3 protein-coding genes are annotated in these 4,647 nt (G+C 30.5%); 1 reads left to right on the top strand and 2 read right to left on the bottom strand.

Features of this window, described 5'->3' with window-relative positions; translation table 11 throughout:
* Both AB1Z17_RS04580 and AB1Z17_RS04575 read right to left on the bottom strand, forming a co-directional pair.
* Positions 1-872 (bottom strand): leucine-rich repeat domain-containing protein (locus AB1Z17_RS04580; RefSeq protein ID WP_368050617.1); only part of this gene is annotated, 872 nt, incomplete at its 3' end.
* Positions 873-1,109: 237 nt separating this feature from the next.
* A complete protein-coding gene (locus AB1Z17_RS04575) occupies positions 1,110-3,296 on the bottom strand; it encodes a glutamine synthetase III (RefSeq protein WP_368050616.1) in 2,187 nt (728 codons plus the stop codon).
* 201 nt (positions 3,297-3,497) lie between these two features.
* On the opposite strand from AB1Z17_RS04575, the gene AB1Z17_RS04570 reads away from it, so the two are divergent.
* On the top strand, positions 3,498-4,508 hold the full coding sequence (locus tag AB1Z17_RS04570) for a glutamine synthetase beta-grasp domain-containing protein (protein ID WP_368050615.1): 1,011 nt from the start codon (positions 3,498-3,500) through the stop codon (positions 4,506-4,508).
* The last annotated feature ends 139 nt before the right edge of the window (positions 4,509-4,647 follow it).

Raw genomic sequence — 4,647 nt, 5'->3', positions numbered from 1 at the left:
CCACTATCATGTCCATCAGGTTCTTCTCCACTGCCATGGTCATCACCACCATGACTTCCTGGCCAACCACTTGGAGGATTATCTAACTGTTCTTGATTCACCTGAATACATGTAATATTGTTATTATTACATCTAAAAAATAGCAAAGAATTGTTATTGCTTAAATCCAAACTTTCTAATTTGTTTGCATTACATAACAATCGTTCCAAAACAGAATTTTCACTTAAATCTAAACTTGTAAGCATATTATGATTCATATATAATTGGATTAACATTTTATTATTACTTAAATCGATAGTTTCCAATTGGTTATGATTAGCGAATAACTCTTCCAATAAGGTGTTTTTTCGTAAATCTAAACTTTCTAACTGATTATGATTGGAATGTAACACTTTCAAGTCTTTATTTTTTCTTACATCCAAAATTTCAAGTTTATTTTTATTACAAATTAATTTTTCTAATGCTTTATTTTTACCCAAATCTAGTATTGTGAGATTATTATCGCTACAATTTAATTTAGTTAAATTAACAAAATACTCTATTCCAGCTAAGTTTGAAATACCTGATGAACTCACATCCAAATCGGTTATGCTTAAAACAGTTTCTTTTAAAATTTCACCATCAACAGGTCCGACATCCCAACCTTTCTCTATTAATGCTAATTCAAAATTTTCATCAAGAATTTGATACATTTTATCATTTTTTGAACCAAGCTCTGCATTTTTTAAACTGAGTTCTGATGAAACTTTCAACATCTCTTCTTGAGGTATTAGTAACTCTTCTTTTTCACAACCAAATAAAAAGAATATACACCCGCCTATTAATGTTAGTAAATAGAATTTTGACTTTTTAATTTTCACAGTACTTTTCATAATAAATAATTTTCAATTAATACTCCTTTCTAAAATTTTGTAAAAAAATCTATGGAATTGGTGAAGAAAGTTATAGTTATTCATTTATTTACAATATGACCTTCATCAAATTATAAATTGATTTAAATCATTTCTTAGTATTAATTTTTCAATTAGTTTATTAATAAATTATGTAATGTTTTTTTAAGGTTAATTAAAATAAAAAATCCTGCAATTTGCAGGATTTTAGTTTAAAATTTATCTAATAAACATAAGCTCTCTATACTTAGTTAATGGCCAAATTTCATCATCTACCATAATTTCTAATTTATCGCAATGGTACCTTATCTCTTCAAAAAATGGTTTTACTTTATTGCAATACTCGTGTGCTTTTTTAACTGGATCTGTTATTACATTTGCTTTTTTACGCGCAGCAATCATAGCATCAACTTTGGCATGTATTTTTTCTATGTGTGATGATATTTTTTTAATCAATATTATCTGTTCAGATGCGTATTTCTCAAAATCGGTTCCAAAAATTTCCTTTAACCCAGAAACGTTTTTAATAAGCATGTTTTGGTAACGGACTGCTGTTGGAATTATATGATTACCTGCAATATCTCCAATAACACGAGATTCAATTTGAATACGTAAAGTATAATCTTCTATTTCAATTTCGTACCGAGCCTCAATTTCTACTTTGCTCATCACACTCATTTCTTCAAACAAATCAATTGTTTTTTTTGAAATTCTAGCTTTTAATGCTTCAGGTGTTGTTTTATTATTACTTAAACCTCTTTTTTTAGCCTCCTTTTCCCAAGCTTCTCCATAACCATTTCCTTCAAATAAAATATTTTTGAAAGATTTAATATACTCTCTTAGTACATTAAAAATGGCTTCATCTTTCTTTAAATCTTTATCTTCAATAAGTTTATCTACTTCAATTTTAAAGTTTTTTAGCTGTTTTGCTACAATTGTATTTAAAACTGTCATTGGATTTGCTGAGTTTGCAGTAGAACCAACAGCTCTAAATTCAAACTTATTTCCTGTAAATGCAAATGGCGAAGTTCTGTTTCTGTCTGTATTGTCTAATAAAACATCAGGAATTTTACCTATAACATTTAATTTTAGGTCAGTTTTTTCTTCAGGAGATAGTTTACCATTTGTAACACCTTCCAACTCCTCTAAAACTTTTGTAAGTTGCTGCCCAATAAAAATTGACATAATTGCTGGTGGTGCTTCATTTGCACCAAGTCTATGATCATTACTTGCAGATGCAATTGATGCTCTTAACAATTCTTCATTATTATAAACCGCTTTTATAGTATTAATAAAAAAAGTTAAAAATTGAAGATTACTCATTGGAGTTTGACCTGGCGAGAGTAAATTAACACCAGCATCATTCGATAGAGACCAATTATTATGTTTTCCAGAACCATTTACTCCGGCAAAAGGTTTTTCGTGTAATAGCACTTTAAAATCGTGTCTATTGGCAACACGCCCCATAATATCCATTAATAATGAATTATGATCCACGGCTAAATTTGCCTCTTCATAAATTGGAGCCAATTCAAATTGATTTGGAGCAACTTCATTATGACGTGTTTTAACAGGAATACCTAAATACATGCATTCTGTTTCTAAATCGCGTATATAGTTTAAGGCTCTACCAGGAATAGATCCAAAATAGTGATCATCTAATTGTTGCCCTTTTGCTGGAGAATGCCCTAATAACGTTCTTCCAGTTAATGTAATGTCAGGTCTGCTACCTGCTAAGGCCTTATCAATTAAAAAATATTCCTGTTCCCAACCTAAAGATGATGTTACTTTTTTAACATTTTTATCAAAATATTTACAAACAGCAGTTGCAGCAATGTCAACAGCATTTAAAGCTCTTAATAAAGGTGTTTTATAATCCAGCGCTTCCCCGGTATAGGAAATAAAAATTGTTGGAATACATAAAGTAGTACCATAAATAAATGCTGGTGATGTAGGATCCCAAGCCGTATAGCCTCTTGCCTCAAAAGTATTTCTAATTCCTCCATTTGGAAAACTCGATGCATCTGGTTCTTGCTGAACTAATTGACTTCCTCCAAATTTTTCAATTGCCATTCCGTCTCCAATAGTTTCAAAAAAAGCATCATGTTTTTCTGCTGTTGCACCTGTTAAAGGCTGAAACCAATGTGTATAATGTGTAACTCCTTTTGACAAAGCCCAATCTTTCATAGAAGAAGCAACTTGATTCGCAATTTTTCGATCAATCTTTTTTCCATGTTGGATGGCGTTCATAACACCTTTAAAAGCATCACTTGTTAAATATTGACGCATTGAAAACTCATTAAAAACATTTGCACCAAATATTTCTGAGCGTCTTTTATCTTCTATAACTTCAACAGGCTTTCTACTTTGCGCAAGTTGAACAGCTTTAAATCTTAATGTTGACATTCTCTATTATTTAAATTTTATACGAATATAAGAATTTTTAATAATATTTTTAATAAATATTTATTTACCCCTAAAAAAAATAGGGCATCTGTAAAAATATACCATTTTATCTATTTTTTACCCCTAAAATTTTTATCGTAAAATATAAATATTTAAGTTTGCAGGAAATTATTTGATTTTTAAAACTATAATTTAACTTATATGAGCAAAACAAAATTAGAGTACATTTGGTTAGATGGTCATCAACCAACTCAAGAATTAAGAAGTAAAACTAAAGTAGAAAATGATTTTAGTGGTAAATTAGAAGATTGTGACATTTGGTCTTTTGATGGTTCATCTACAGAACAAGCCGAGGGCGGTTCTTCTGACTGTTTATTAAAACCAGTAGCAATTTATCCAGATCCAGCAAGACGCAATGGATATTTAGTAATGTGTGAAGTTTTAAATGCAGACAAAACTCCTCACGTTTCAAATCACCGTGCAACAATTGACGATGATAATGATGATTTCTGGTTTGGTTTTGAGCAAGAATATTTCTTAATGGACTCAAAAACGGACTTACCGTTAGGATTTCCTCGTGGTGGATTCCCTGGACCACAAGGTAAATACTACTGTTCAGTTGGTGGTAGATATACTTGGGGTAGAGATTTTGTTGAAGAACATGCAGATCAATGTATAGATGCCGGTTTAAACTTTGAAGGCATTAACCAAGAAGTTGCTCCAGGGCAATGGGAATTTCAATGTTTTGCACAAAGTGCTAAAACTGCTGGTGATGAAATTTGGGTAGCTCGCTACTTATTAAACAGATTATCTGAAAAATACAACTACTACATTGAATTACACCCAAAACCTGTAAAAGGTGACTGGAATGGTTCTGGAATGCACGCAAACTTTTCTAATACTATATTAAGAACTTGTGGTTCTAAAGAAACTTATGAAAAAATTTGTGAAGCATTTAGACCTGTAACAGATGATCATATTGGAGTTTATGGAGCTTATAACGATGAACGTTTAACAGGTTTACACGAAACTGCACATGTTTCTGATTTCTCTTATGGAGTTTCTGATAGAGGTGCTTCAATTCGTATTCCTATTATTACTGTTGAAAAAGGATGGAAAGGTTGGTTAGAAGACAGAAGACCAGCTTCAAACGCAGATCCTTACAAAGTTGCTTCAATTATTATTAAAACTGTAAAAGGAGCTAAATTATAAAATATTTAAAGTATTAGGTATCTGATATAAAGTATCAGGTATTAAAAATAAAAAGGCTGTTTAGAAAATTTCTAAACAGCCTTTTTTAATATAATTATTTTTACTAATTACTTTTTTGGGTGTACAATTGTCATTTCTT

Source organism: Lutibacter sp., assembly GCF_040883305.1.
In the GTDB taxonomy this organism is placed as follows: Bacteria; Bacteroidota; Bacteroidia; order Flavobacteriales; family Flavobacteriaceae; genus Lutibacter.
The sequence above is the reverse complement of the archived record's forward strand: the minus strand, read 5'-3'. Positions and strand labels throughout refer to the sequence as shown.

Bases quoted from the DNA above. Each gene is read 5' to 3' on its own strand.
- AB1Z17_RS04575 (WP_368050616.1), bottom strand. From the start codon at position 3,296: ATGTCAACATTAAGATTTAAAGCTGTTCAACTTGCGCAAAGTAGAAAG.
- AB1Z17_RS04570 (WP_368050615.1), top strand. From the start codon at position 3,498: ATGAGCAAAACAAAATTAGAGTACATTTGGTTAGATGGTCATCAACCA.